Source organism: Actinomadura violacea (assembly GCF_017573465.1).
Lineage (GTDB): Bacteria > Actinomycetota > Actinomycetes > Streptosporangiales > Streptosporangiaceae > Spirillospora > Spirillospora violacea.
The window spans coordinates 315,514-336,236 of record NZ_JAGEPF010000007.1 but is presented as its reverse complement, the minus strand read 5'-3'; the positions used below and the strand labels follow the sequence as shown (position 1 = coordinate 336,236).

At 72.6% G+C, this 20,723-nt stretch carries 21 protein-coding genes; 8 read left to right on the top strand and 13 right to left on the bottom strand.

The annotated features are described in order from the left end of the window. Nucleotides 1–14 precede the first annotated feature (14 nt). The 3 genes from J4709_RS13020 to dmpG are packed head-to-tail and all read left to right on the top strand — an operon-like array spanning nucleotide 15 to nucleotide 2,736. On the top strand, nucleotides 15–812 hold the full coding sequence (locus J4709_RS13020; protein WP_208240573.1) for a 2-keto-4-pentenoate hydratase: 798 nt from the start codon (nucleotides 15–17) through the stop codon (nucleotides 810–812). Continuing rightward, nucleotides 809–1,705: an acetaldehyde dehydrogenase (acetylating) gene (locus J4709_RS13015; protein ID WP_208240571.1), complete on the top strand. Its 897-nt coding sequence runs from the start codon at nucleotides 809–811 to the stop codon at nucleotides 1,703–1,705. Before J4709_RS13020 ends, J4709_RS13015 begins: the two co-directional genes overlap by 4 nt. Further along, entirely contained in the window at nucleotides 1,702–2,736 is a 1,035-nt protein-coding gene (gene dmpG / locus J4709_RS13010; RefSeq protein WP_208240568.1) for a 4-hydroxy-2-oxovalerate aldolase, read from the top strand. The genes J4709_RS13015 and dmpG overlap by 4 nt, the downstream gene beginning before the upstream one ends. Nucleotides 2,737–2,747: 11 nt before the next feature. On the opposite strand, the gene J4709_RS13005 is transcribed toward dmpG, so the two are convergent. From J4709_RS13005 to hsaA, 9 genes are all read right to left on the bottom strand, one after another. Further along, nucleotides 2,748–3,422: an HAD family hydrolase gene (locus J4709_RS13005; protein ID WP_208240566.1), complete on the bottom strand. Its 675-nt coding sequence runs from the start codon at nucleotides 3,420–3,422 to the stop codon at nucleotides 2,748–2,750. 90 nt (nucleotides 3,423–3,512) lie between these two features. Beyond that, nucleotides 3,513–5,336, bottom strand: coding sequence for a hydroxysqualene dehydroxylase (locus J4709_RS13000; protein ID WP_208240564.1), 1,824 nt, complete (start codon nucleotides 5,334–5,336; stop codon nucleotides 3,513–3,515). A 219-nt stretch (nucleotides 5,337–5,555) separates the two neighbouring features. After that, a complete protein-coding gene (locus tag J4709_RS12995) occupies nucleotides 5,556–6,668 on the bottom strand; it encodes an NDMA-dependent alcohol dehydrogenase (RefSeq protein WP_208240562.1) in 1,113 nt (370 codons plus the stop codon). A 113-nt stretch (nucleotides 6,669–6,781) separates the two neighbouring features. Next, on the bottom strand, nucleotides 6,782–7,537 hold the full coding sequence (locus J4709_RS12990) for an SDR family NAD(P)-dependent oxidoreductase (RefSeq protein ID WP_208240560.1): 756 nt from the start codon (nucleotides 7,535–7,537) through the stop codon (nucleotides 6,782–6,784). A gap of 9 nt (nucleotides 7,538–7,546) precedes the next feature. Continuing rightward, nucleotides 7,547–7,777, bottom strand: a complete 231-nt coding sequence (locus tag J4709_RS12985; protein WP_151541630.1) for a hypothetical protein — start codon at nucleotides 7,775–7,777, stop codon at nucleotides 7,547–7,549. A 3-nt stretch (nucleotides 7,778–7,780) separates the two neighbouring features. Beyond that, on the bottom strand, nucleotides 7,781–8,929 hold the full coding sequence (locus J4709_RS12980) for a 3-ketosteroid-9-alpha-monooxygenase, oxygenase component (RefSeq protein WP_208240558.1): 1,149 nt from the start codon (nucleotides 8,927–8,929) through the stop codon (nucleotides 7,781–7,783). Then, nucleotides 8,926–10,623, bottom strand: a complete 1,698-nt coding sequence (locus J4709_RS12975) for an FAD-binding protein (RefSeq protein ID WP_208240556.1) — start codon at nucleotides 10,621–10,623, stop codon at nucleotides 8,926–8,928. The genes J4709_RS12980 and J4709_RS12975 overlap by 4 nt, the downstream gene beginning before the upstream one ends. Nucleotides 10,624–10,636: 13 nt before the next feature. Continuing rightward, nucleotides 10,637–11,125, bottom strand: coding sequence for a flavin reductase family protein (locus J4709_RS12970; RefSeq protein ID WP_208240554.1), 489 nt, complete (start codon nucleotides 11,123–11,125; stop codon nucleotides 10,637–10,639). Next, on the bottom strand, nucleotides 11,122–12,288 hold the full coding sequence (gene hsaA / locus J4709_RS12965; protein WP_208240552.1) for a 3-hydroxy-9,10-secoandrosta-1,3,5(10)-triene-9,17-dione monooxygenase oxygenase subunit: 1,167 nt from the start codon (nucleotides 12,286–12,288) through the stop codon (nucleotides 11,122–11,124). The genes J4709_RS12970 and hsaA overlap by 4 nt, the downstream gene beginning before the upstream one ends. 147 nt (nucleotides 12,289–12,435) lie before the next feature. On the opposite strand from hsaA, the gene J4709_RS12960 reads away from it, so the two are divergent. Continuing rightward, nucleotides 12,436–13,224 carry an IclR family transcriptional regulator gene (locus J4709_RS12960; RefSeq protein WP_208240550.1) on the top strand — a complete coding sequence of 263 codons (789 nt, stop codon included), beginning with the start codon at nucleotides 12,436–12,438 and terminating at the stop codon, nucleotides 13,222–13,224. A 101-nt stretch (nucleotides 13,225–13,325) separates the two neighbouring features. Further along, nucleotides 13,326–14,234 carry a tyrosine-protein phosphatase gene (locus J4709_RS12955; protein ID WP_208240548.1) on the top strand — a complete coding sequence of 303 codons (909 nt, stop codon included), beginning with the start codon at nucleotides 13,326–13,328 and terminating at the stop codon, nucleotides 14,232–14,234. 71 nt (nucleotides 14,235–14,305) lie between these two features. Here the strand turns inward: J4709_RS12955 and J4709_RS12950 are convergent, their stop codons facing one another. Further along, nucleotides 14,306–15,040: a glucose 1-dehydrogenase gene (locus J4709_RS12950; protein ID WP_208240546.1), complete on the bottom strand. Its 735-nt coding sequence runs from the start codon at nucleotides 15,038–15,040 to the stop codon at nucleotides 14,306–14,308. Beyond that, on the bottom strand, nucleotides 15,037–16,176 hold the full coding sequence (locus J4709_RS12945; RefSeq protein ID WP_208240544.1) for an LLM class flavin-dependent oxidoreductase: 1,140 nt from the start codon (nucleotides 16,174–16,176) through the stop codon (nucleotides 15,037–15,039). The genes J4709_RS12950 and J4709_RS12945 overlap by 4 nt, the downstream gene beginning before the upstream one ends. Before the next feature lie 101 nt (nucleotides 16,177–16,277). Here J4709_RS12945 and J4709_RS12940 point away from each other — a divergent pair, with 101 nt between their 5' ends. Next, nucleotides 16,278–16,913, top strand: a complete 636-nt coding sequence (locus J4709_RS12940) for a PadR family transcriptional regulator (protein WP_208240542.1) — start codon at nucleotides 16,278–16,280, stop codon at nucleotides 16,911–16,913. 79 nt (nucleotides 16,914–16,992) lie between these two features. Here the strand turns inward: J4709_RS12940 and J4709_RS12935 are convergent, their stop codons facing one another. Then, nucleotides 16,993–17,496, bottom strand: a complete 504-nt coding sequence (locus J4709_RS12935; protein ID WP_232383383.1) for a flavin reductase family protein — start codon at nucleotides 17,494–17,496, stop codon at nucleotides 16,993–16,995. Nucleotides 17,497–17,612: 116 nt separating this feature from the next. Between J4709_RS12935 and J4709_RS12930 the strand changes: the two genes are divergently transcribed. Then, the gene (locus J4709_RS12930; protein WP_232383382.1) at nucleotides 17,613–19,232 is read left to right on the top strand and encodes a FadD3 family acyl-CoA ligase; all 1,620 of its coding nucleotides are present in this window, start codon (nucleotides 17,613–17,615) and stop codon (nucleotides 19,230–19,232) included. Here J4709_RS12930 and J4709_RS12925 read toward each other — a convergent pair whose 3' ends face one another. Then, nucleotides 19,233–19,853, bottom strand: a complete 621-nt coding sequence (locus tag J4709_RS12925) for a PadR family transcriptional regulator (protein ID WP_208240540.1) — start codon at nucleotides 19,851–19,853, stop codon at nucleotides 19,233–19,235. A gap of 110 nt (nucleotides 19,854–19,963) precedes the next feature. Between J4709_RS12925 and J4709_RS12920 the strand changes: the two genes are divergently transcribed. Next, complete coding sequence (locus tag J4709_RS12920; protein WP_208240538.1) at nucleotides 19,964–20,722, top strand: glucose 1-dehydrogenase; 759 nt, start codon at nucleotides 19,964–19,966, stop codon at nucleotides 20,720–20,722. Nucleotide 20,723 lies beyond the last annotated feature (1 nt).

The following is a 20,723-nucleotide window of genomic DNA, read 5'->3' as shown; positions in this document are numbered from 1 at the left end:
CGAAAGGAACGGCCATGGACCCGGGTTCAGTGGAGAAGGCCGCAAGGGCCCTCCTCGACGCGTACGCCTCCGGCGTCCCGATCGCCCCCCTCACCGCGTCGCACCCCGACATGACGGTGGACGACGCGTACGCGGTCCAGCGCGCCCAGTCGGACGCGTGGACCGCCGCGGGCGCCCGGATCAAGGGCCACAAGGTCGGGCTGACGTCGGCCGCGATGCAGCGCCAGATGGGCGTGGACCAGCCGGACTTCGGCATCCTCCTGGACTCGATGTTCCTGCCGGAGAGCGCCCCGATCGACGCGGGCCGCTTCCTGCAGCCCCGGGTGGAGCCGGAGATCGCGTTCGTGCTCGGCCGGCCGCTGTCCGGGCCGGGCGCGACCGCCGCCGACGCCGTCGCCGCGGTCGAGTACGTGCTGCCCGCGCTGGAGGTCATCGACTCGCGGATCGCGGACTGGAAGATCACGCTTCCGGACACGATCGCCGACAACGCCTCCAGCGGCGGCCTGGTGCTCGGCACCCGGCCGGTCCGGCTGGGCGACCTCGACCTCGCGCTCATGGGCTGCCTGCTGCACCGCGACGGGAACCTGATCGACACCGGCGCGGGCGGCGCGGTGCTGGGCTCGCCGATCAACGCGCTGGTGTGGCTGGCCAACGTGCTGGGCGAGCGCGGCATCTCGCTGGAGGCCGGGCACGTGGTGCTGCCCGGCTCGATCACCGCGGCCGTGCCGGTCGCGCCCGGACAGACACTCACGGCAACGTTCGCCGGGATCGGCTCGGTGACCGCCCGGTTCGGAAAGGAGGAGCTGGCATGAGCAAGCTGACGGCCGCCATCGTCGGGCCCGGCAACATCGGCACCGACCTGCTGGTCAAGCTGACCCGCAGCGAGCTGATCGACGTCCACTCGATGGTCGGGGTGGTCCCGGACTCCGACGGCCTCGCCCGCGCCCGCAAGATGGGCGTGCCGGCGTCGGCGGAGGGCGTGGACTGGCTGCTGAAGCAGCCGACGCTGCCGGACCTGGTGTTCGAGGCGACGTCGGCGAAGGCGCACCTCGCCAACGCGCCGCGCTACGAAGAGGCCGGGATCACCGCGATCGACCTGACGCCGGCCGCCGCGGGGCCGCTGGTGTGCCCGCCGGTGAACCTGGACACGCTGTCGGACGCGCCGAACCTCAACATGATCACCTGCGGCGGGCAGGCGACGATCCCGATCGTGCACGCGGTGTCGTCGGTCGTCCCGGTGCCGTACGCGGAGATCGTCGCGTCGATCTCCTCGCGCTCGGCCGGTCCCGGCACCCGCGCGAACATCGACGAGTTCACCCAGACCACGGCGCGCGCGATCGAGCAGGTCGGCGGCGCGACCCGGGGCAAGGCGATCATCATCCTGAACCCGGTCGAGCCGCCGATGATCATGCGGGACACGGTGTTCTGCGCGATCCCGTCCGACGCCGACACCAAGGCGATCGCCGCGTCGATCGACAAGATGGTCGGCGAGGTCGCCACGTACGTGCCGGGCTACACGCTGCGCGCGGAGCCGCAGTTCGACGAGCCCCGCGACATCTGGAACGGGATGGCCCGCGTCGCGGTCTTCCTGGAGGTCCGCGGCAACGGCGACTACCTGCCGCCGTGGGCCGGCAACCTCGACATCATGACCGCGGCCGCCGCCCGGGTGGGCGAGCAGCTCGCGCGCAGGAAGGTCACCTCATGACTGAGCAGACGGCACGGAAGATCCGGATCACCGACTCGACGCTGCGGGACGGCAGCCACGCGATGGCGCACCGCTTCACCGAGGAGCAGGTCCGCGGCGTGGTGCACGCCCTGGACGGCGCCGGCGTCGAGGTCATCGAGGTGACGCACGGCGACGGCCTCGGCGGCTCGTCGTTCAACTACGGCTTCTCGCTGGAGGACGACGTCAAGCTCGTCGCCGCGGCGGTGGACGAGGCGGCGCAGGCGAAGATCGCGGTGCTGCTGCTGCCGGGCCTCGGCACGGTGAACGACCTGAAGATGGCGCACGACGCGGGCGCGCGGGTCGCGCGGGTCGCGACGCACTGCACCGAGGCGGACGTGTCGCTGCAGCACTTCGCGGCGGCCCGCGAGCTCGGCATGGAGACCGTCGGGTTCCTGATGCTGTCGCACCGGGTCGGCCCGGAGGAGCTGGCGAAGCAGGCGCGGATCATGGTGGACGGCGGTGCGCAGTGCGTGTACGTCGTCGACTCGGCGGGCGCGCTGGTGCTCGGCGACGCGCAGGAGCGGGTCAGCGCGCTGGTCAAGGAGATCGGGCACGAGGCGCAGGTCGGCTTCCACGGCCACCAGAACCTCTCGCTCGGCGTCGCGAACTCGGTGCTGGCGCAGCAGAACGGCGCCCTGCAGATCGACGGGGCGCTGTGCGCGCTCGGCGCGGGCGCGGGCAACTCCCCCACCGAGGTGCTGGTCGCGACGTTCGAGCGGCTCGGCGTGCCGACGGGCGTCGACGTGCAGGGCGCGATGGCGGCCGCCGACGACGTGGTGAAGCCGTTCCTGCACCGGCTGCCGTTCGCGGACCGGGGCGCGATCACGCAGGGCTACGCGGGCGTGTACTCCAGCTTCCTGCTGCACGCCGAGCGTGCGGCGGAGCGCTACGGCGTGCCGGCGCACGAGATCCTGCAGAAGGTCGGCGAGGCCGGCTACGTCGGCGGCCAGGAGGACATGATCATCGATGTGGCGCTGACGCTCGCCGCCGAGCGCGACCGCGCCTCGTGACCACGTCCTGATCAGGCCCGGGGGCCCGCTCCGGCGAGCGGGCTCCCGTCCAGATCATCGAGGAGGGCGCGGGGGCCGTCGTACACGGCCGCTGCGCCCGCCTCGTTCAGCTCGTCCCGGCTCCACCCACCGCTGAGGACGCACACGCACGGCATCCCGGCCTTCGCGGCGGCCTCCACGTCCCAGCGGGTATCGCCGACGAACACGGCCCGCGAGGCGGGTACGCCGGCGCGCTCCAGCGCCAGTTCGACCAGGTCGGGGGACGGTTTGCTGGCCCCGACCTCCGAGGACGACGTGGCCTCGTCGATCGCATCGTCGGCGTCGAGCGCCCTGCGCAGCGCCTCCAGCTCGGGGACGGCGGCGGAGCTCGCCAGCACGACGCGGCTCCCGCGCCGGTGGCATTCGCGCAGTAAGGCGGCGGCGCCGTCGAACGGCTTGAGCCGCGTCCAGTACTGCGCGTAGAGGGCGCTGTGCGCGGACCGGACCGCGTCGTCGTCCTCGCGGTCCCGGTCGTCGGGGAGCAGATGGTCGAGCAGCTTGTCCGAGCCCATCCCGATCGCCCGGTGAATGTCCGCCATCGGGACCGTGTGGCCGTACTGCAGGAACGCCTGCCACCACGTCGCGGCGTGCAGGTAGTTGCTGTCGACCAGCGTCCCGTCGACGTCGAAGAGCACGGCATCGATCATGCCGGGGCCCTACCCGGCACGGGGACGGGAAACCGGCGCCGGCCGCACCGATGGGCGCGCGTGCGGCCGGCGCCGGGGTCTTCCGGGGGCCTAGTCGTCCAGGACGTGCTTCTGGCCCTTGGCATAGCGGTCGCGGTCGACTCGCTTCGCGTCGTCGAAGGCGGGCGGCACCCACAGGTCGGTGAGGGTCGCCTTCTTGCCGGCGTAGCCGGCGGCGTCCAGGAGCGCGTTGGCGGCCTGGCGCCCGCCCTCGTTCGCGGTCTCCATGGTCGAGACGTACAGGTTCGTCCTGACCCAGTCGCCGGCGAGGAAGAAGTTCTCGATCTTCGTCTTGGCGGTCGGGCGGGTCTCGTAGGCGCCGAGGGTCTGGATGAACAGCGGGTCCTCGCTGCTCACGTTCGCGGTGCCGGGGTTCGTGATCCCGGGGTCGAGGTACCAGGTGTGCAGCATGTCGTCGGTGAGGACCGGCGGCTTGCCCGGCTTGTTGAGGTGCGCCTTGATCTGCGCCCACGCCTCCTCGGCGATCTCCTTGGGCGTGCACTCCTTCGCCGTCTTCTTGTTGAACATGCCCGGCGAGTTCCAGTCGGAGATGATCGCCGACAGGTTGTCCTTGACGGTCCCGTCGCCGTAGGTGGAGAAGTCGCGCTTCCAGAACTGGGCCTCGCTGATGGACGTGAGGGCCCAGGTCGAGTCCCAGTAGTTGACGTGGCCAGGGGTGATGTCCAGCCGCTTCTTCAGGAAGAACATCAGGCCGTTCATCCAGTCGTTGCGCAGCTTGGAGATGTTGTCGAGCATCGGATCGGCGGCGCGCATCGCACTGTTGACGAGCTTGTCCGCGCGCTCCAGCGGCACGGCCGACAGGAACCAGTCGGCGGCGACGGTGTGCTCGGCGCCCTGCGGGTCGCTGACGACGGCCGAGGCGACCGTCCCGTTCGCCATCGCGAACGACTCGGCGGACCAGCCGATCTTGAAGGCGACGCCGAGCGACTTCAGGTGCGCGACCCACGGGTCGATGAGCATCTCGCTGGTGGCGCCGTGCAGGACGCGGTCGACCGAGCCGCCGTCCTCGTTGCCCGCGCCGAGCACGCTCCACAGCGTCGCCTCGCCGACCAGGCCGATGGCGTGCGTGCTGGCCTGGCTGGACTTCATCGCGGCCAGGTTGCGGATCAGGCCGTCGGCCAGCAGCGTGTTGTACTCCTTGGAGCGCGTCGCGGTGCCGAGGTAGTCGGCCCAGGTGACGTGGTCCCACTGGCCTATGCGGCGCTCGTCGCAGCTGGTGACGTACATGACGCCCTTGCGCGCGAAGTACAGGATCTCCGGCAGCGGGATCATCCCGAGCGACTCGAGCCCGGACACGATCGTCGCCGTCAGCGACTCGGGCGTCAGGAAGGGCGGGGTGCCGGGCGGGATCGGCCACGGGAAGGGGAACGGGATGGTCAGGTCGGGGCGGTCCTTGCGGGCGCCGAGGTAGGTGGACGCGCGGGTGAGGTTGTCCCAGGTCCCGTTGGCGTTGCCGGGGAAGGGGATGCGCCGCATCGAGTCGGGCAGGTTGTGGTAGAAGCCGGGGAAGAACCGGAAGCCGTGCTCGGCGGGTAGCGGGTCGCGGCCGCCCTTGGCCGATCCGGGCACGCCGAAGACCCGGGCCTTGCCGCCGGCCTGGCGGCGCTCGTAGACCGTCACCTGGAAGCCGCGCTCGGCCAGTTCGAGGGCCGCCGAGAGGCCGGCGATCCCGGCACCGAAGATCGCCACGTTCTTGCCGGACGCCCGCCGCCGCACGGGCAGGGCCTGCGCGCGGGCCTCGCCGCGCAGCCCGGGCGCGGACTCGCCGATCAGACCGGCGGCCGCCGCGCCCGCGCCGACGGCGGCGACGCCGCCGAGGAAGCGTCTGCGTGAGGGATCGTGGTGCTCGGTCATGCCGGGGCCCTTCTGTGGGGGTGGAGGTCTGGACCGACCGGTAGGCGGAACTCTAGGCGCTCTTTGGCGGCGCGACAATAGCTATTGGCGCATCGCCAACAAGCGACCGCGGCGACCCAGGTCCCCCGGCGTGGCCGACATCGGACGCCGCCCCTCACCGCGCACAAGCGACCGCCCCGCGGCCTCGGCCGCGGGGCGGTGACGGGACGGACGGGCCGGTCAGTGCTCGTGCACGATGACGCCCCGGATGTTCTTGCCGTCGCGCATGTCCTGGTAGCCCTCGTTGACCTGGTCGAGCGTGTACCGCCTGGTCACGAGCGCGTCCAGGTCGAGCTTGCCCTGGTCGTACAGGCGCAGCAGGCGCGGGATGTCGTACTGCGGGTTCGCCGACCCGAACAGCGTGCCCTTGATCGTCTTCTCGAACAGCGTCAGCACCGCGCCGGACACGTGGATCGTGAGCTTCTCGGGATGCGCGAGCCCGGTCACCACGAGCGTGCCGCCCTTGCCGATCGCGTTGAACGCGGCGCCGACCACGGTCTCGTCCACCACGCCGACGGTCACCAGCGCCTGGTCTGCGCCCTGCCCCCAGGTCAGCTCCATGACCTTCGCGAGCGCCTCGTCCGCGTCGCCGAACGCGTGCGTCGCGCCGAGTTCGAGGGCCTTCTCCCGCTTGAACGCGACGGGGTCCACCGCCACGATGTTCGCCGCGCCCGCGTGCCGCGCGCCCTGCACGGCGTTGATGCCGATGCCGCCGATGCCGTACACCACGACGGTGTCGCCGGCCCGGACGCCGCCCGCGTACACCGCGCTCCCCCAGCCCGTCGGGACGCCGCAGCCGGCCAGCACCGCCGTCTCCAGTGGCAGCCAGTCGTCGACCTTCACCACCGAATACTGAGAGATCGTCGCGTACTGGCTGAACGTGCCGATCATGCACATGGCGCCGAAGTCCTCGCCGCCGCCGTGGAAGCGGAACGTGCCGTCGGGCATCGTGCCGTTCAGGATGCCGGCGCCCATGTCGCAGATGCTCTGCCGCCCCGTCGAGCAGTAGCGGCACGTCCCGCAGCTCGGGATGAAGCTGCACACGACGTGGTCGCCGGGCGCGACCTTGGTGACGCCGGTGCCGACCTCCTCGATGACGCCCGCGCCCTCGTGCCCGCCGACGATCGGGAACCGCGGCCCGAGGTCCCCGTCGGTGAGGTGCAGGTCGGAGTGGCACAGGCCCGCCGCGACGTAGCGGATGAGGACCTCGCCGTCCTTCGGGCCGTCCAGGTCGAGCTCGGTGATCTCGAACGGCTTGCCGGGTCCCGCGAGTACTGCTGCCCTGGTCTTCACGCGCCTGACCTCCCGGTCCGTGGGTGAGATACCCCACAACGTAAACCCGCGGGCGGCGCTCGGAAAGGGGTGCGGGCCGGGGCGCCAAGGGCCGCCCCGGCCCGCCGGCGCGGTCAGTAGCCGGGGCCGCTGAGCAGACCGCCGTCCACCAGGATCTCGGTGCCGGTGCAGTAGGCCGACTCGTCGGACGCGAGGTACACCGCGGCGCCCGCCACGTCGTCCGGCTCGCCCCAGCGCGGGATCGGCAGCGCCTTGAAGAACGCGTCGGCGTCCACCTCCACGCCCTGCGCGACCTCCGGATCGAGCGCCAGCTCCGTCGCGATGCCACCGGGATGGATGGAGTTCACCCGGATGCCGTACTTCCCGAGCTCCTGCGCCCCCGCCTTGGTGATGCCGCGGACGCCGAACTTGCTCGCCGCGTACGCCGACAGCCCCGCCGCCGCCGCGTAGCCCTCGATCGAGGACGTGTTGACGATCGAGCCGCCGCCCGCCGCCTTCATCGGCTCGACGACCGCCCGCATCCCGAGCCACGGGCCGACCAGGTTCACGTCGAGGACCTGCTGCAACTGCTGCCGCGTCATGTCGGTCAGCAGCCGGTGCCGCAGGATCCCCGCGTTGTTGACCAGCACGTTCAGCTTCCCGAACCGCTCGACGGCGGTGGCGACCGCGCGCCGCCAGTCTTCCTCGCTCGTCACGTCCATCGGGACGAACACCGCGCCGGTGGCGGCCGCGACGGCCGCGCCGCGGTCCTCCAGCAGGTCGCCGAAGACGACCCGCGCGCCCTCGGCGGCGAACCGCCGCACGTGCGCCTCGCCGATCCCCCGCGCACCGCCGGTGATCAGCGCGACCTTGCCGTCAAGCCTTGCCATGCCCACCCCTCACTCCGGGTTCTCGATCCGCACCAGGCCCTCGGCGACCGCCCACTCGATGGACGCGCGCAGCGCGCCGCAGTGCCGGATGCGGGCGCCGGGCTCGCCGGCCGCCACCCGCGGGGCGATCTCCCCGCAGGCGGCGCCGGCCGCGGCGGTCCACTGCACGCTGGTGTGCGGCGGGCTCTTCTTCTCGACCAGGACGCGGGCCCCGCACGCCCGGCAGTCGACCGGCTGCATCCGCTAGCCCCGCATCGACTCGGGGATCGCGGAGAACAGCACGCCGTTCGCCACGTTCTCGGCGACCTCCTCGCGCCAGGTCTCGACGGCGCGGGAGGTGTCGATCTCGAACTCGAACCGGTCGGTCATCTCCGGCGTGACGTCCTCGACGTCCACGTAGAACTGCTTGTACCAGCGGCGCAGCTGGTAGACGGGGCCGTCCTGGTCGCACAGCAGCGGGTTGTCGATCGCGGTCTTGTTCTTCCAGATCTCGACGTCCTGCATGAAGCCGAGGCCGACGCCCTCGGCGACCTGCGCGGCCGTCGCGTCGGCCTCCTCGGCGGACATGCCGGCGAACTTCTTCACGATCACGCCCCACTGGAGCATGAACGAGGTCGGGCTGATCGGGTAGTGGCAGTTGATCAGGACGGTCTCGACCATCATGTCCTCCGCCTTGTTCCACAGGTAGTCGATCATGTACGAGGGGCCGTAGTAGGCCGCCTCGGACTTCTGGTCGATCTTCTGCGGCGGGCCGGGCACGAACCCGAGGTAGGCGTCGTCGCGGGACGTCCCGTCGAAGAACTGGGTGGCGACGTGGCCCTCGAAGACGTTCTTGAAGTACGTCGGCAGCGCGTAGTGGATGTAGAAGAAGTGCGCCATGTCCACGACGTTGTCGACGATCTCGCGGCAGTGCGAGCCGTCCACGCGCAGCGTGTTCCAGGTCCAGTTGCTCCACTCGTCGCTGAACGCGCCCTCGATCCGCGGGATCGTCACCTCCGGGGGCGGCGGGTTGCCCTGCGGGTCGTTCCAGACGAAGAGCTGCTTGTTCTCCTCCAGCGTCGGCCACGCGCGCGTGCGGGCACCGCGCGGCGCCCGCTTGGCGTAGGGGATGCCCGCGCACTTGCCGTCGCCGCCCCAGCGCCAGTCGTGGAACGGGCAGGCGATGGCGTCGCCCTTGACGGTGCCCTGGGTGAGGTCGCCGCCCATGTGGGGGCAGTAGCCGTTGAGGACGTTCAGCTTGCCGTTCTCGCCCTGGAACACCACGAGCTTGGTGCCGAACGCCTCGACGGCGTGGGGCTTGCCGTCGCGGAACGCGTCGGCCAGGCCGAGGCAGTGCCAGCCCCGGGCGAACCGCTCGGGGGGCGGTGCGGCCTCGATGACGCGGTGGTTCATGACGTACCTCCTTGCGTGGCCGGCTCGTCGCCGGCGGCCTGGACGGTTGCCTGGTTCGCGATGTGGGTGGCGGCGGTGTAGCCGAAGGTCATGGCCGGGCCGATGGTCGCGCCGGGGCCCGGGTAGGTCTCGCCGGTCACCGCCGACGAGCAGTTCCCGGTGGCGTAGAGGCCCTCGACGGCGGTGCCGTCCGTGCGCAGGACGCGGCCGTCGACGTCGGTGACGAGACCGCCCTTGGTGCCGATGTCGCCGGGGACGACCGGGACCGCGTAGAACGGGCCCTTCTCCAGCGGCGCGAGGTTCGGGTTCGGCAGCGTCGGGTCGCCGTAGTAGTTGTCGTAGGCGCTGTCGCCGCGGCCGAAGTCGGCGTCCTTGCCGGCGCGCGCGAACTCGTTGAACCGCTTGAACGTCGCCTCGAGCCGGTCCGCGGGCACGCCGATCGCGGCGGCCAGCTCGGCGTGCGTGTCCCCGGTCTTGAGGAAGCCGCTCTCCCGCCACTTCTTCGGGAACGGCTGGCCGGGGAACAGGCCGACGAACACGTACTTGGCCTTCGCGCGCGCGTCGACGATCATCCACGAGTCCATCGCGGGCGCGCCGTGCTCGTACATCCGGTCGACGAACTCGTGGTAGGGCAGCGACTCGCGGGCGTACCGCTCGCCGTTGCCGTCCACGATCACCATGGACGGGATGGCGCGGTCGGCGACCAGGAAGAACAGCCGGCCGTCCGGGGTCGGGACGGACGGCGCGCCCCACACCTTGTCCATCAGGTCGGTGGCGGCGCCGAGCCGCTGCCCGGCGCGCAGCGTGTCGCCGGTCTGGCCCTCGGCGGCGTGCGTCCACTCCGTCTTCGTCGGGGACGGCAGGTACTGCTCGCGCAGCCCCTGGTCGTGGGAGAAGCCGCCCGCGGCCAGGATGACGCCGCGCCGGGCGCGGACCGTCACGTCGCGGCCGCCGCGGCGGACCGTGACGCCGGTGACGCGGCCGTCCTCGACGACCAGGTCCTGGAACGGGCTGGACAGCCACAGCTCGCCGCCCGCCTCGGCAAGCGAGAGCCGCAGCCGCGCGATCAGCGCCTCGCCGAGCGACAGCAGCTTCCGCCCCGCGAGCAGGGCGCCGACGGCGCGGACGCCGACGCGCAGCGCCGTCCGCTTGCCCTTCCACGTCCGCGTGACCATGTTGAGCTTGCCGAAGTCGGCGGAGGTCATCGTCAGCCCGTAGGTGGGCAGGCCGGCGCGGCGCATCTTCGCGAACTCGGGGCCGAGCTTGCGGCCGTCGACGATGCACGGCTCGACGGACCGGCCCTCCGGCTTCCCGCCCGGCGCCTCCGGGTAGTAGTCGGAGTAGCCCGGCGTGTACTCGAACCGCACCCAGCGGGTCCGGTCGTGCAGGAAGCGCAGCATCTCGGGGCCGCGCGTCAGGTAGGCGTTCTTGCGCTCGCCGGGCACGCGGTCGCCGACCGTCGCGTCCATGTAGGCGCGGGCGTTGTCCAGGGTGTCGCGCTGCCCGGCCTCCTCCAGGTAGAGGTTGTTCGGGATCCAGACCGCGCCGCCGGACAGGGCCGTCGACCCGCCGTACCGGTCGGTCTTCTCCACGACCAGCGCGGTCAGGCCGTGCGCCCGGGCGGTCACCGCCGCGGTGAGCCCGCCCGCGCCGGAGCCGACCACGACGACGTCGTACTCGTGTTCTCGTTCCATGTTCCTTCTCCGGCTAGTGGAAGGCGCCGGCGGCGTAGCCGCCGCGGAAGTACAGCAGCGGGCCGTGGTCGCGACGGTCGTGCAGCTCGCGGACGGCGCCCACCACGATCAGGTGGTCGCCGGCCTCGTGGACGTCCTCGATCGCACAGTCGATCGCGGCGAGCGCCCCGTCAAGGTGCGCGGTGCCGTGCGGCGAGACCGTCCAGCCGACGCCCGCGAACTTGTCGGCGCCGCTCACCGCGAACGCGCGGCAGACCTCGCGCTGGTCCTCGGCGAGGACGTTGACGGCGAAGCGGCCGGTCGCGGCGATCCGCGGCCAGCTCGTCGAGGTGCGGGCCACGCAGAACATCACCAGCGGCGGGTCCAGCGACAGCGACGCGAACGACTGGCAGGCCAGGCCCGCCGGCCGCCCGTCGCCGTCCACCGAGGTGACGACGGTGACGCCGGACGCGAACCGGCCGAGCACGTCGCGGAACCCGGCGCCGGATTCCGGGCCGCTCATATCATCGTGTCCGTCACCTCGAGGCCCAGCGCGCCCATCCCGTACAGGGTCAGCGCCCGCTCCGGGTCGTTGACGGCGTGGACGCGCCCGGCGTGCGCGTCGCGCCAGCCGCGCTGCACCGGGTGGCCCTCCTTGAGCGCGTGGCCGCCCGCGTTCTCGAACAGCAGGTCGACGGCCCGGATCGAGCGCGCGGTCGCCATGACCTGGTCGCGGCGGGTGCGCAGCCGCAGCTTCAGCGAGAACTCCTCCCCCGCCTCGGCCGCCGCCATCAGCTCGGTGATGTTGCGCTCCATCAGCGTCCAGGCGGCGTCGATCTCACCGGCGGCGGTGGCGATGCGGACCTGCGCGTGCGGGTCCTCGGCCACCTTCTGGCCGCCGTAGGAGACGCGGATGCGCTCGCGGGTCGCCTTCAGGTAGGCGTCCAGGGCGCCCTGCGCGATGCCCGCGATCGGCATGCTGATCGTCGTGGAGAACACCGCGGCGAACGGCAGCCGGTACAGCGGCGCCTTGTTGACCTCGTGGCCGGGGCAGGCGCACGCGGAGGTGTCGGTGAAGCTCAGCGTCCGGTGCTCGGGGACGAACACGTCCTCGACGACGATGTCGTTGCTGCCGGTGCCGCGCAGCCCGATGGTGTGCCACACGTCGTCGATCCGGTAGTCGGCGCGCGGCAGCAGGAACGTCCGCATGTCGACCGGGTTGCCGTCGGGTCCCGGGACGAGCCCGCCGAGGAACACCCAGTCGGCGTGGTCGCAGCCGGAGGAGAAGCTCCACCGGCCGCTCACCCGGAACCCGCCGTCCACCGGCGTGATCTTCCCGGTCGGCGCGTAGGACGAGGAGATCCGGCTGTTCGGGTCGTCGCCCCACACCTCCTGCTGCGCCTGCACGGGGAACAGCCCGAGCTGCCAGGGGTGCACGCCGACGACCGAGGCGACCCAGCCGGTGGACCCGCACGCCGCGGCGATCTCCCGGACCGCGGTGTAGAAGGCCGCCGGGTGCGCCTCGTGGCCGCCGAACGCCTTCGGCTGCAGCAGCCGGAAGAACCCCGTCCCGGCCAGCTCCTTGATCGTCGACTCCGGGACGCGGCGCGCCTCCTCGGCCTCGCCGGCCCGTTCCGCGATCGCGGGCACGAGGTCGCGCACCGCCTCCAGAACCTGCTCGCTCATGCTCGCTCCTTGCTCGGACACTCGTCCCCCGGGTGGCGTTCCGGGTGATCCGGCTCACCCGGGAGTTGCGTGCACGCTAGGCATGGTGTTCCAATTAGAAATACCAACTTCCCGCTGAGTGGGAGACAAGCCGGGAGGAACCAGCCCATGGCGGCACCCGCCGCGGCGTCCGCGCCGCCCCTGGAGTCCTCGATGCTGGCCCGGGCGGCCCGCATCCTGTACTCCTTCACCAGTACGAGCCCCGAGCTGTCGATGAGCGAGGTGGTCCGGCGCACCGGGCTGCCCCGCTCCTCGGTGCACCGCATCCTCGACCAGCTCGTCCAGCTGCGCGCCCTGGAACGGACCGGGTCGCACTACCGGCTCGGCCTCGGCCTGCTCGAGCTCGGCGCCCTCGCCGTGCACCAGAACCGGCTGCGCGAGACCTCGCTGCCCCACCTGCGCCGCCTGCACGAGGCGACCGGCGCGCTGGTGCACCTCGCTGTGCTGGACGGCCCCGAGATCGTCTACCTCGAGAAGATCGGCGACGGGCCGGAGGGGCGAGTGCCGTCCCGGCTCGGCGGCCGGCAGCCCGCCTACTGCACCGGCGCCGGCAAGGCCCTGCTGGCGTTCGCCGGCGAGGACGAGCTGGCCGGGACGCTCGCCGCCGGGCTGCCCGCCCGCACCCCGTTCACGATCACCGACCCCGGCGCGCTCCGCCGCGAGCTGGCCTACATCCGCGACCACGGCGTCGCGTTCGACCGCGAGGAGGGGCACCGGGGCGTGTCGTGCGTCGCCGCGCCGCTGCGCGACGCGACCGGGCGCGGCGTCGCCGCGATCTCCGTCTGCGGCCCGCCGTCGCGGATGGACGCGCGCCGCGTCGTCCCGCCGCTGCTGACCACGGCCCGCGACGTGTGGCGCGCGCTGTTCACCGCGGGCCGCCACCCCCGCGTCCGCTGACCGGCGGTGGTCTCCCGCTGATCGGGAAGGCGTGCGGGCGCGCCCGGCGGGGGTTCCTACGGTGTGAGCCACCTCTCACCCCCTCACGCAGGAGGAACCCCATGCGTTCGATTCGTGGCGCGGGCGCCGTCGCGCTCATCGCCGCCGGCGGCCTGCTCGCCTCCCCCGGCGCGGTCGCGGCGGCGCCCGTCCCGGGCGCCGCACCCGCGGCCGCCGCGCCGGTGCAGGACGCGCTGCAGGGCACCGTCAACTTCCGCGACCTCGGCGGATACCGCACGGTGTCGCACGCGCGCGTCCGGTCCGGCCTGGTGTTCCGGACCGACGCGCTGAACCGCACGACGGACGCCGACCTCGGCGCGCTCGCCCGGCTCGGCGTCCGCGAGGTCGTGGACTTCCGCACGCCCGGCGAGGTCGCCGGCGACGGCGCGGACCGGCTCCCGCCCGGCCTGGCCGTGACGGCGCGCCCCATCTCCGACGGCGGCATGTACGCGGCCGTGAACGCGGCGATCGGGTCGAAGGACCCGGCGAAGCAGGACGCGGCCCTCGGCTCCGGCCGGGGCGCGCAGATCATGAGCGGGCTGTACCGGACCTTCGTCAGCGACGCCGGCTCCCGCGCGGCGTTCGGCCGCACGCTGCGCGACATCGCCGACCGGTCGAGGACGCCGCTGGCGTTCCACTGCACGAGCGGCAAGGACCGGACCGGCTGGATGAGCTACCTGCTCCTGCGCGCGCTCGGCGTCCCGGACGCGACCGCCCGCTACGACTACCTGCTGTCGAACCAGTACCGGCGGGACGCCGACGCGGCCACGCGGGCGCAGTTGAAGGCGGCCGGGTACATGCAGAACCCCGACCTGCTGATCCCGATCCAGGAGGTGCGCCCCGAGTACCTGGACGCTGCGCTCGACCAGGTGCGCCGCTCCTACGGCAGCCTCCACCGCTACCTGCGCGCCGGCCTCGGCATCGACGGCCGCACCGAGGCCCGCCTCCGCCACGAACTCCTGACCCGCTGACGCGTTGACTTGCGGCGTGTCGTCCTTAAGAGGGCCCTCTTAAGGACGACACGCCGCAAGTCAACGAGGGGTCAGCCGCTGCTCAGGCCGCCGTCCACGGCGAGCTCGGCGCCGGTGATGTAGGCGGACGCGTCCGAGGCGAGGAACAGGACGAGGCCCGCGACGTCCTCGGGGACGCCGGCGCGGCCGAGCGGCACGCGCGGCGCCTTGCCCGCGCCGCGCTCCACCCCGATGCTCGCGATCATCGGGGTGTCGATCACGCCCGGATGGACGGAGTTGACGCGGATGCCGTCCGCACCCAGGTCCAGCGCGGCGGACAGGGTCAGGCCGCGCAGCCCGAACTTGCTCGCGCCGTACGCGGAGTGGCCGCGGATGCCGCGCAGCCCGGCCGTGGACGAGATGTTCACGATCGACCCGCCGCCCCGCGCCCGCATCGCCGGCACCACCGCCCGGATCCCGAGGAACGGGCCGACGAGGTTGATCCGCAGGATCTCCTCGAGGTTCTCACGGGTCTCCTCGGCGACCGGGGCGGTACGCCAGATCGCGGCGTTGTTGACCAGCACGTCCACGCCGCCGAACGCCTCCTCGGCGACGGCGACGGCCCGCTCCCAGTCGGCGCCGGACGAGACGTCGTGCCGGACGAACCGCGCGGCGTCCCCGATCGACGCCGCGACCGCCCTGCCCTCGTCCGCGAGGACGTCGGTGAGCACGACCCGGGCGCCGGCCTCGGCGAGCATCCGCGCCTCGGCCTCGCCCTGCCCGCGCGCGGCGCCCGTGACGACCGCGACCTTCCCGTCCAGCCTCACGCCCGGGACCCGGCCCGCTCGGCGGCGCGGAAGTGCGGGATCACGGTCTCGCCCCACTGCCGGATGGTCTCCATGCACACCTCCTGCGGAACGGTGCCCATCTGGATCAGGCACATGATCTCGTCCACGCCGATGTCGGCGAGCCGCTGCACGTACTCGATCGCGTACTCGGCGGTGCCGTAGGCGTGCTCGGCGTTGAACGTGCCGGTGTCCTGCGGGCGGGCCGGGATGTTGGCCTCGTTGAGCTTGGCGACCAGGGCGTCCTTGTCGCGGGCGAGCGCGGCGATGTTGTCGTCGTCCTCGGTGTCCTCGGCGGGGGCGGGGCCGTTGCCGTACCAGTGCGCGATGGACTCGGCGAAGAACCGCTGGCCGCGAGCGCCGATGCGCAGCGCCCGCGCGCCGTCGTCCAGCACGATCGTCGGGCACAGCGCCACGAACCTGTCGGTCGTCTCGCTGGTCACGAGCCGCTCGGGAGCGCGGGTCCGGACGGTGTCCCAGTAGAGGTCGTACATCTCCTTGACCTCCTCGGGGCCCGCGAAGCCCATCACGAGGGCGCCGACGCCGAGCGCGGCGGCGAGCTTGACCGTGTCGCGCTTCGAGCACGCCATGTAGAGCGGCGGGTGCGGAGTCTGCACGGGACGCGGCAGGATCTTCGCCGGGCCGACGTCGAGCAGGTCGGTGTGCCAGTCGACCTCGTCCTTGCGCCAGGCATTGGCGAGGAAGCGCAGCGACTCCTCCATCTGCGGGTAGGTCGCGGACGGCTCGACGCCGTACATGCCCATCTCCATCCGGGTGGAGCCGCGGCCGCCGCCGACGTCGAGCCGGCCGCCCGACAGCGCGTCCAGCATGCCGACCCGCTCGGCCACCCGGACGGGGTGGTTGTAGTTGAACGGCATGCAGACCACGCCGTGCCCGATGCGGATCCGGGAGGTCTTCGCGGCGACCCAGCTGAGGAAGATCTCGGACGCGGACATGTGGGCGTAGCGCTCCAGCCCGTGGTGCTCCACGGCCCAGACCCGGTCGAAGCCCATCTCCTCCCCGTAGACGGCCTGCTCGACGCTGTCGAGCAGCAGTTGCCGCTCGCGCTCGGGGGTCGGCTTTGCCAGCTGGGCTTCGAAGATCATCGAGAACTGCATCGGGGGGCACCTCCAGTATTCCGGTTCGGAATATTCCTAACAGATATATTGTCGCACCGCCACATGACCGACCGGCATGCCGCGGCGGCTACGCTGGGCGGGTGAGCGGAACAGCGGCGGACGACGGCACCGGCGGGAGCGGCACGGCGAGGAGCGAGGCGCCGCGGGACGAGCCGCCGAACCTCCCCCCGACCAGCTGGGCCGTGCTCGGGCTGCTGTCCTTCGGCGAGGAGCTGTCGGGCTACGACCTGAAGAAATGGGCCGACTGGAGCCTCAAGTTCTTCTACTGGAGCCCCTCCTACAGCCAGATCTACGGCGAGCTGAAGCGGCTGGAGAAGATCGGGTACGCCACGTCCCGCGTCGAGCTGACCGAGAGCACCCGCGGCAAGCGCGTCTACGCCATCACCGACGCCGGCATGGACGCCGTGTCGCGCTGGGCGCGCGAGGCCCCCGTCGAACCGCCCGTCCTCAAGCACGGCGTGATGCTCCGCACCTGGCTCGGCCACCTGATGGAGCCGGCCCGGCTCCGCGAGATCCTCGAGCAGCACGGCGAGTACGCCGAGAAGATGAGCCGGCGCGCGCAGGTCGACGCCGACGGCGCCGCCGAGGTCGCCGAGTGGGCCTACCCGGAGCTGGTGCTGCGCTGGTCGCAGCGCTACTACGAGGCCGAACGCGAGCTCACCCGGCAGATGCTCGCCGACCTGGACGAAGTCGCCGCCGACCCCGCGAAGCACTAGCTGAGGCCCGCCCCGCCCGGCCTGCTCAATCCTGCGCCCTGTGGGGGGACGACCCCCCACACCCCCCGGTTCGCTCCGCTCAATCCTGGAGCGCATGGCCGAAGCCGCCGCGGAAGAACAGCAGCGGCCGCTCGGCCCGCCCGGCGGCCAGGTCGCGGACCCGCCCGACCACGATGGTGTGGTCGCCGCCCGGCAGCTCCTGGTCGATGTCGGCCTCGATCCACGCCAGCGCGCCGTCCAGCAGCGGCGAGCCGCCCGGCCCCGGCGTCCAGGACACGCCGGCGAACTTGTCGCGTCCCGCCATGGCCCGGCACACCCCGCCCTGGTCGGCGGCCAGCACGTTCACCGCGAACCGGCCCGCCGCGCGGACCCGCGGCCAGGTGGTCGACGCCGATCCCGGGCAGAAGCACACCAGGGGCGGGTCCAGCGACAGCGACGAGAACGACTGGCAGGCCATGCCGACCGGCTCACCCCCGTCCATGGCCGTCACCACCACGACGCCCGTGCAGAACGTCCCGAGGACGCGGCGCATCCGCTCCGCGCTGACCGGTTCCACCGTCTCCTCCATCGTCGCGTGCGCCATCCGTCCTCCTGATGCATCGAATCGATATATTTCTAATAGAAACATTCCGATTAGAATCATCTCTGTGGTTCCATGTCAAGGCGCCCGGCTCCCGTCCGGCCCTAAGGAGCAGACCGATGCCACCCGAGAGGACCCCGATGCCACCCGGCACGGCCCCCGCCACGATCCCCGCGCTCGTCCGGCACGCCGCGCGCGTCCACGGCGACCGCGAGGCGCTGGTGACCGAGACCGCGCACGGCCCGGTCCGGCGGACGTTCGCGCAGCTCGGAGCCGATGTCGAGGCGGCGGCGCGGGCGGCGGCCGGCGCGGGCCTCCGGCCCGGCGACCGGGTGGCGATCTGGGCGCCCAACAGCGCGGAATGGGTCGTCGCGGCGCTCGGGCTGGTGAGCGCCGGCGCGGTGCTCGTCCCGCTCAACACCCGGTACCGGGCCGCCGAGGCGGCCGACATCCTGCGCCGCAGCCGCGCCACCGCGCTGTTCACGGTGCGCGGGTTCCTCGGCAACGACTACCCCGCGATGCTGGCGGCGGAGGGTGCCGACCTGCCCGACCTGCGGCTGACGGTGCTGCTGGCGGGCGAGCCGGAAGGCGCCGCCGTGAGCTGGGCCGACCACCTCGCCGGCGGCGCCTCCGTGAGCGCGGACGATGCGCGCAAGCGGTCGGAGGCGGTGCGCGCCGACGACGTGTGCGACATCGTCTTCACCTCGGGCACCACCGGCCGCCCCAAGGGCGCGATGTCGACGCACGGCCAGACGCTCCGCGTCTTCCAGGCCTGGAGCGAGGTCGCCACGCTGCGGCCGGGCGACCGGTACCTGCTGATCAACCCGTTCTTCCACACGTTCGGCTACAAGGCGGGCGTGCTGGCGTGCCTGCTGAACGGCGCGACGATGCTGCCGGAGGCGGTGTTCGACGCGGAGCGGGCCGCCCGGCGGCTGGCGCGGGAGCGGATCACCGTGCTGATGGGCCCGCCGACGATCTTCTCCGCGCTGCTGGCGCTGCCCGGCCGGCCGCCGCACGCGCTGCGGCTCGCGGGGACGGGCGCGGCCGACGTGCCGGTCGACCTCGTCCGCCGGATCCGCGGCGAGCTGGGCGTGCCGGACGTGTTCACCGCCTACGGGCTGAGCGAGGCGGCCGGCGTGGCGACGGTCTGCCCGGTGGACGCCGACGCCGAGACTGTGGCGCGCACCACCGGTCCGGCGCTGCCGGGCACCGAGATCCGGGTCGCCGGCGCGGACGGCGGCTCGCTGCCGCCCGGCGAGACCGGCGAGATCCTCGTGCGCGGCTACAACGTGATGAAGGGCTACCTGGACGATCCGGACGCCACCGCGCGGGCGATCGACGCGGACGGCTGGCTGCGCACCGGCGACTGCGGCCGCCTCGACGAGCGCGGCTACCTGACCGTCACCGGGCGGATCAAGGACATGTTCGTGGTCGGCGGGTTCAACGCCTACCCGGCGGAGATCGAGAGCGTGCTCGTCCGGCATCCGGCTGTCGCGGACGCGGCGGTCGTGGGGGTGCCGGACGCGCGGCTCGGCGAGGTCGGCGCGGCGTTCCTCGTCCTCCACGACGGCGCGGAAGGGAAGGGCGCGGACGCGACGATCGACGACGCGGAGCTGACCGGCTGGCTGCGCGAGCGGCTCGCCAACTTCAAGGTGCCGCGGTACTTCCACGTCGTGGACGCGCTGCCGCGCAACGCGAGCGGCAAGGTCGTCAAGCGGGAGCTGCGGGAGCGGGCGTGATCAGCCGGGAGCCCGGGTCGGCGTGCCGGCGGGCGGGACGGCCCGGCCGGACGCGAGCAGCTCGTCCAGGTCGGCGAGCATCCGGTCGGCGAGGTCGCGTTCGGCCGCGTAGTAGCGGGACGCCCAGCGCGCCACCAGCTCGGGGTAGGCCCACCCGGCCCAGGACGCGGCGGTGCGGCGCGAGTCCTCCGCCTCCTCCATCAGCCGCTGGGCGTCGTCGCGGTGCTCGGTCACGATCTGCCGGAGCCGCTCGGGCGTGGCCAGGTGGCCGAGCCACACGCGCAGGGCCGTGCCGTGCTTGAGGACGGGCGGTTCGACCGGCGCCCGCCCGACCCAGCCGGCGAGCGCGTCGCGGCCCTCCGGGGTGATGGTGTAGACGCGCCGTGACCGGCCGTCGGCGGCGGTGCCCAGGTGGGACTCGGCGTAGCCGACGCGCTCCAGCCGCTTGAGCTCGGTGTAGATCTGGCTCATCGCGGGACTCCAGTAGAAGAACCGCAGGATGTGCTCGGCCCACTGGCGGATCTCGTAACCGGTGAGCCCCTCGCCGAAGGACAGCACGCCGAGCACGGCCCATGCGGTGGCGGGCAGCCGTTCGCCGGGCGGTTCGGAGGGGAGCGCCATGGCGACCAGCGTAGCCACCCGCGGGCGTCCGGCGCGTCACACCCGGACATAGATGTTCCAATTTGGAATACATTGAACAGAAAGACGCACGTCACAGCTAGGAGATGAACATGTCCGGACTGCAGGACAAGGTAGTGATCGTGACGGGCGGGGCCCGGGGCCTCGGCGCCGCGGCCGCCGCGCGGATGGCCCGCGACGGTGCGAAGGTCGTCGTCACCGACCTGCTCGAGGAGCCGGGCGCGGAGACCGCGGCCGAGGTCGGCGGGCTGTTCGTCCGCCACGACGTCACCTCGCAGGAGGGCTGGCGGGCCGTCACCGAGGCGGCGCTGGACGCCTACGGCCGCATCGACGGGCTGGTCAACAACGCCGGCGTCGCGTCCAACTCGCTGATCGAGAACGAGTCGCCGGAGTACTTCGAGAAGGTCCTCAAGATCAACCTGTTCGGGGTGTTCCTCGGCATGCAGGCCGTGATCGAGCCGATGAAGGCGGCGGGCGGCGGCTCCATCGTCAACATCTCCTCCGCGGCCGGGCTGACCGCGCTGCCGCTGACCTCCGGGTACGGCGCGTCCAAGTGGGGCGTCCGCGGCCTCACCAAGATCGCCGCGACGGAGCTGGGCCGGCACCGGATCCGGGTCAACTCCGTGCACCCCGGCATGACCTACACGCCGATGACCGCCGAGCACGCCACCCAGGGCGAGGGCGGCTTCCCGCTCGCCGCGCTCGGCCGCGTCGGCGTGCCCGAGGAGATCGGCGAGGCGGTGTCCTTCCTGATCTCCGACGCGGCGGGCTACGTGACCGGCGCCGAGCTGGCCGTGGACGGCGGCTGGACGGCCGGCGAGGTCGTGATGATGGCGCAGGCGGCCGGCTGAC

Excerpts from the sequence above, each read along its gene's own strand:
- J4709_RS13020 (WP_208240573.1), top strand. The coding sequence starts at position 15 with ATGGACCCGGGTTCAGTGGAGAAGGCCGCAAGGGCCCTCCTCGACGCG.
- J4709_RS13015 (WP_208240571.1), top strand. The coding sequence starts at position 809 with ATGAGCAAGCTGACGGCCGCCATCGTCGGGCCCGGCAACATCGGCACC.
- dmpG (WP_208240568.1), top strand. The coding sequence starts at position 1,702 with ATGACTGAGCAGACGGCACGGAAGATCCGGATCACCGACTCGACGCTG.
- J4709_RS13005 (WP_208240566.1), bottom strand. The coding sequence starts at position 3,422 with ATGATCGATGCCGTGCTCTTCGACGTCGACGGGACGCTGGTCGACAGC.
- J4709_RS13000 (WP_208240564.1), bottom strand. The coding sequence starts at position 5,336 with ATGACCGAGCACCACGATCCCTCACGCAGACGCTTCCTCGGCGGCGTC.
- J4709_RS12990 (WP_208240560.1), bottom strand. The coding sequence starts at position 7,537 with ATGGCAAGGCTTGACGGCAAGGTCGCGCTGATCACCGGCGGTGCGCGG.
- J4709_RS12985 (WP_151541630.1), bottom strand. The coding sequence starts at position 7,777 with ATGCAGCCGGTCGACTGCCGGGCGTGCGGGGCCCGCGTCCTGGTCGAG.
- J4709_RS12980 (WP_208240558.1), bottom strand. The coding sequence starts at position 8,929 with ATGAACCACCGCGTCATCGAGGCCGCACCGCCCCCCGAGCGGTTCGCC.
- J4709_RS12975 (WP_208240556.1), bottom strand. The coding sequence starts at position 10,623 with ATGGAACGAGAACACGAGTACGACGTCGTCGTGGTCGGCTCCGGCGCG.
- J4709_RS12970 (WP_208240554.1), bottom strand. The coding sequence starts at position 11,125 with ATGAGCGGCCCGGAATCCGGCGCCGGGTTCCGCGACGTGCTCGGCCGG.
- hsaA (WP_208240552.1), bottom strand. The coding sequence starts at position 12,288 with ATGAGCGAGCAGGTTCTGGAGGCGGTGCGCGACCTCGTGCCCGCGATC.
- J4709_RS12960 (WP_208240550.1), top strand. The coding sequence starts at position 12,436 with ATGGCGGCACCCGCCGCGGCGTCCGCGCCGCCCCTGGAGTCCTCGATG.
- J4709_RS12955 (WP_208240548.1), top strand. The coding sequence starts at position 13,326 with ATGCGTTCGATTCGTGGCGCGGGCGCCGTCGCGCTCATCGCCGCCGGC.
- J4709_RS12945 (WP_208240544.1), bottom strand. The coding sequence starts at position 16,176 with ATGCAGTTCTCGATGATCTTCGAAGCCCAGCTGGCAAAGCCGACCCCC.
- J4709_RS12935 (WP_232383383.1), bottom strand. The coding sequence starts at position 17,496 with ATGGCGCACGCGACGATGGAGGAGACGGTGGAACCGGTCAGCGCGGAG.
- J4709_RS12930 (WP_232383382.1), top strand. The coding sequence starts at position 17,613 with ATGCCACCCGAGAGGACCCCGATGCCACCCGGCACGGCCCCCGCCACG.
- J4709_RS12925 (WP_208240540.1), bottom strand. The coding sequence starts at position 19,853 with ATGGCGCTCCCCTCCGAACCGCCCGGCGAACGGCTGCCCGCCACCGCA.
- J4709_RS12920 (WP_208240538.1), top strand. The coding sequence starts at position 19,964 with ATGTCCGGACTGCAGGACAAGGTAGTGATCGTGACGGGCGGGGCCCGG.